The organism is Candidatus Ruminimicrobium bovinum (assembly GCF_902760015.1).
Lineage (GTDB): Bacteria > Elusimicrobiota > Endomicrobiia > Endomicrobiales > Endomicrobiaceae > Ruminimicrobium > Ruminimicrobium bovinum.
Genome location: NZ_CACWEU010000059.1, coordinates 1 through 5,255, shown reverse-complemented (window position 1 = coordinate 5,255; position 5,255 = coordinate 1). Strand labels below are relative to the sequence as shown.

The following is a 5,255-nucleotide window of genomic DNA, read 5'->3' as shown; positions in this document are numbered from 1 at the left end:
AAATTATCTATAGCAGTCAGTATTTTTGTTGATATTTCTTTCTCATTTTGTAAGCCCCATAAGTTTCTTTTCGCATTTGTATGAGCTGTTTCATATTGAGCATCAGATTCATCTAATAATTTATCTATTCCATCATTATATGCAGGATTACCTATTACTTTATATAGATATTGCCTAACACTTTCTTTACACATATAACTTACAATTTCTCTTGGAGTATAATATGCTCCTTTTGCCTTTCGTGCAGATTCTCCTGTATCGGCATCAAGAGTAGCAAGTAAATTTTCTAACACTTTACCTAACATTTCTGGGTCAACAGCTACTTGTTCATATTCTGGAGTTGATTCATCGGTAGTAAAATTAAACTTTTCAAAATGTTCATACAATCTACAAAACCAACCATCTGGAAATTTTATAGTTTCTTCGAACCAATCATTTATATGAATATCAAAGAGTCCACCATTTAAATACTGAGTTTTTTTATCTGTAGTTGTTCTATCTTGTATCTGGGTATTTAAAGTTTCAAAAAACAATGGCTTTAATTTATTTTGATAATAATTTGTAGAGTCTTCTTCTATTTTAAAATAATTTTCAGATTCATTAATTAAATCTTTTTTCCTTAAAAACCATATAAACAAAAGTCTTCCTATAAGACGATTAGCAAACATTTTTGAATCTTGTTTATCTTTAGTTTTGGATAAGAAATTAAAAAGTTCCGTAAATAATCCAGCAACACCTTCAAAGAATTTTTTATTTACTTCTTTTAATGCAAAACTATCCCATAATATTTTATGTATTACTTCTTGGGATGATTCCTTACCTACTCCATATATGGAATTTAGTATATCTATTTGAGTGTTATTAAGATGATGTGATAATTCTAATACTCTAAGATTTCCATTATTTGATAAAACTATAAGCAAACTTTTTAAATCGTTTGTAAAAAAGAAATCTATACCTACTTTATAATCTTTAGAATTTCTTGTGCTATCATTATCTTCCCAATTAGGAGTAAGCATAACACCTGCACTGATTCTTGCTTTTGTCGATGTTTCGTTAAGCCAATAAAATTTAGATTCAAACAATTTATCTTTTTCATCAAAATGAACTATAGCTACTTTGTCTTGCGGGTAATGCGGGTGTTTATTGAACCATGTTTCAATTTCTGATTTTGGAAATGAACTGTTTTGTTATCAATCAAAATATCTTCAGATGATTTTAACTCAATACTATCGTCTAATACTAATATAAATTGATTTGCTAAATCTATTGCATATTTTAAAGATTTTAATTTATCGTTTTCATTATATAATAAATTTAATAACTCATTTATTTTAGGAAAAGTATTAATGTTTGAAGGCATAATATAATACTCCTATCGTATCTGTTATTTGTTTTTCTTCAATTTGTGAATTACAAATTTCATTGAACAATATATCAAATTCTTTATAAGTAGATAAAGATACTGTATTTTTTTCTTTAATTTCATTATTAACTTTTCTTAAAATCTGTGTTATTTTTGTAACTTGTGCAGAGTTTTGTATTCCCTTTGACAATTCATGTTGTAATGAAATATTCGGATAAAATTGTTGTAAAGCGATAATAGCTTTTAGTTGACTCGGTGTAAAATTATATATATTTGGCTTTTCTGCTTTATCCTTTGTTACTTTTTTTGCTAATCTGGAGATTAAATATCTTTGTAATTTAATATTATCAATGTGTTTTGTATTATTATCTGAAGTAGTTTTTATAATACCTAAAGATTCTTCTCTTTCCATAGAGAATGCTTGATTTTGCTCGTTAATTCCCGCAAAAAAGAGTTCATTTATTTCTTTATTAGTTATTGAAGTTTTTCCTAAAGTTCTAATTAATGCTAAAGAAAAAATATCTTTTGCTTTTGTTTTATTTTCATCTGGTAAATAATTCCATTTTTCTAAAGGGATTTTTTGTATATATTTGATATATTTTTTGTTGTTTTCATTGTCTTTTAAAAATTTTCTAAGGTCAAAAACATAATTGTTTGTCCATGAAAGAATATCGTTTTGCTCTTCTAATTCCGACATAACTGATTTTACTTTATCAAAATCTGTGCTATAAATTTGTTCTATAAATTCTATAGGATTTATTTTTTCACCTAATACAGACTGGTCTGTTCCAACAGTATGTTTTATAGTATCAATCTTTTTTTCTAATCTTCTAACAAGATTAAGATATAGTTCCAAATTTTTTATAGGTTTCATATTCGCTATAAAAACTTCTTCAAATTCTGACCCTAAACGATTTATTCTTCCATTTCTTTGAATCATTCTAACAGGATTCCAATGCAAATCATAATTAACTAATACTGCTGAATCTTGTAAATTTTGACCTTCAGATAGAACATCTGTAGCAAATAAATAATTGATTTCTTTTTCTCCTGGTTTAAGGTTGTATTTTTTTGATTTAGGAGAAAATTTATTAACGACATCATTAAAATGGGCTGTTTGTCCAGATATAAAGCCAGATTCTTCATTAAAATTTGGTATTTCATTCTTCAATAAATTGGGCAAACTATCTTTTAAATAATTTATTGTATCTGCAAAAAAGCTGAAAACTAAAACTTTTTTTCCGAATTTATTATTGTCTATTGCCTTCAACAATTTAACAAATTTCAATAATTTACCATTATTTTTAGGAGTTGATAATTCTGTTAGGAGTTTCTTTAAAACTTCTATTATTTTAATATCTCTCTTTACATCTTTTTTCATAGCTTTTAGGTTATAGATATTTGCATCCGCTTCTTTCTTCTCTACACCTTTTTTCATATCTTCATTATCTGAATCATAATTTTCCCAATCTTCAAATGCTTTCTCTATATCATCACCATAAAAATTTTCTAATAAAGAAATATCTTTTAAAGAAACAATATATCCTTTTTGTAACCAGTCGTAAAATTTATTTAAATATCTTTCGTAATTTAAAATACTTTGTAATAATGCTTTTGAACTGGATTCCAATCTCTTAAGCCATGTTATATGCAAAATATTATGAACTGCTAATTGAGTTCTAATTCTAAAAATATCTTCACTTTTCTTAATAGACAATAATTCTGATATTTCTTTTATAGATTTTCCGTATATTTGATTTTGGTAGATTTCAGGTCTATATGGAACAAATCCTAACAAGTTTACTATTTGAAATATGTTAGTAATTATATCTTTAATTTCATTGTCGGATAACAATGTTTTTTCACTTTCTGGAATTCTATTAAAAATTTCTAAATTAGCTGTTTCATCAAAAGGACTTATTTCTATATAATCTTCAGTATTTGTGGATTGTTTTATAAAATCTAACGGATGTGAAGATTGTTGTGTTATTTCAGAAAAGGCATCTAAATTTATTTTTTTAGGATTAATATTTTCAAATACATTTAAATTTTCAGTTATTTTCGTAGAGATTAAATTTGTTATATCTTCAGAATATTCATATTCTATTGATTTAACTGAACTTTGTGGAAATACTTTTTTATTTCCATCATTTGATATAATTCCACCTTCGTTTTCAACACCTTGTCTTGTTGACCTAACCAAATAATAAGATACTCCTTGTGCTACTGTCTTTTGAATATCTTCCCAATCTTCTTGTAATATTTTATTTCCTTTTTTTTCTGCTTTATTTATCCTGCTTTGTATTATCTTTAGTGATTCGAAAAAATCAATATATATTATTTTATCTCTGTTTTCTTTATATTCAACTAATACTGATTTTAATGCTCCTTTGGAAGCAAGTTGTATCTGATTGGCTAAATCCATAAGACCATTATTTACTGGAGTAGCCGTTAAAAGTAATACTTTTGAATCTTTGTTTAATTGTAACCATTCAAGAATTTTTTTATATCTCTCACTACCTTTATTTCTTAAATTATGAGCCTCATCTATAACAAATAAATCTACAGGCCTTATCCATGGCTTTTTATTCCACTCAATCATTTCTTCTATTTTATTAACATCTTGCTGAGATACTAATTTATATTCAACACCTTCTGTTAATTTAAAATGTTCTCCTAAATCTTGCTCCCATTGTTGTTTTAAAGAAGCTGGAACTATAACTATTATTCTTTTAGCACCTTTTTCAACATAAGTTTTTATTACTGCTCCTGCTGTTATAGTTTTACCCAATCCAACTGAATCGGATAACATAGCAAGTCCCATTCTTTCCAATTTAGAAAGCAATAAACAAGCATTTCTGTTCTGAAAAGAATATAAAACATCATTTATATCTTGTTTGAGAATTTGTTTTTGTTCTAATTCTTCTGGGAACAATTCCATCAATGTTTTTATATACACATCATAACAACCAAATGTTAAATCTCCAACAGGACTATTTCTTAATATTTTTGTAAAATCACCAGTCCAATCTATAGCTTCAGGAGATTTCCATAATTCGTCAAACCAACTTAAATGTCCATGACCTTGATTGTCTGCTTGAGGTTGAAAAGTAACAATTCTATAATCATCTTCAAATGTATTTAGTTCTGCATTATTTGTCAATCCAGCTTTTGTGAAATTGCTTGAACCTACAATACCTACTGCATTAGAAGATTCTTTATTACCAAAAATATAAGTTTTAGCATGTAAAAATGGTTTTCTAAAAACTTTTACTTTCAATATTTCTTTATCTAATAAATCTGCTATTATTTTTGATGTTTGTCTTAATTGAGATATGTAAGATTCGTCTTTTATTTTAGTTGGGGTTTCTGCTAAATCAAAACTTATATCATCGTCTGGAAATAAATTTTCCTGTATGTTATATGCTTTTTGATTATATTTTGATAAAGGTTCTTTACCTATTAAAAGTCTTATTGATTTATAATCCTTTATCTGCTCTATTATTTCTAATGTTCCTTCTAAATCCCAATAACCTGTAGCAACACTTAAAAATTTATGATTTGGAGCTACACTTCTTAGAACATTTGCTAAAAATATTCTTTTGTTATCTATGAGTTTAAATTCGGACATTGTTTATTCCCTTTATAAGATTTTTAGTATTTTACTAAATTTAACCGATATTTACTATAAAATATCTTATAAAAATATTCCGACAAGGGGTTGTCGGATTTTGGTGTTTATTTTGTTGTTGTCGTTGGGTTACAATCAAAGAATTTCCGAAGTTTGCCACTTTATTGAACAAAAAAAGACATCAAAAAGTAATTTTTCCGACGGTGAAAATTTTTTTTGATGTCTAAAAATGTCATAATATTTATATGACTACATTTT

2 protein-coding genes and 1 pseudogene are annotated in these 5,255 nt (G+C 26.2%); all 3 read right to left on the bottom strand.

Features of this window, described 5'->3' with window-relative positions; translation table 11 throughout:
- Positions 1–1,085, bottom strand: a pseudogene (locus tag ACMUOV_RS02100) (type II restriction endonuclease); the annotation flags it as partial.
- 29 nt (positions 1,086–1,114) lie between these two features.
- On the bottom strand, positions 1,115–1,363 hold the full coding sequence (locus tag ACMUOV_RS02095; protein WP_413853322.1) for a hypothetical protein: 249 nt from the start codon (positions 1,361–1,363) through the stop codon (positions 1,115–1,117).
- The gene (locus tag ACMUOV_RS02090) at positions 1,347–4,997 is read right to left on the bottom strand and encodes an SNF2-related protein (protein WP_413853320.1); all 3,651 of its coding nucleotides are present in this window, start codon (positions 4,995–4,997) and stop codon (positions 1,347–1,349) included. Before ACMUOV_RS02090 ends, ACMUOV_RS02095 begins: the two co-directional genes overlap by 17 nt.
- Positions 4,998–5,255: the final 258 nt, after the last annotated feature.

What these genes read in the sequence shown, in the direction of transcription:
- ACMUOV_RS02095 (WP_413853322.1), bottom strand. Translation starts at nt 1,363, where the DNA reads ATGCCTTCAAACATTAATACTTTTCCTAAAATAAATGAGTTATTAAAT.
- ACMUOV_RS02090 (WP_413853320.1), bottom strand. Translation starts at nt 4,997, where the DNA reads ATGTCCGAATTTAAACTCATAGATAACAAAAGAATATTTTTAGCAAAT.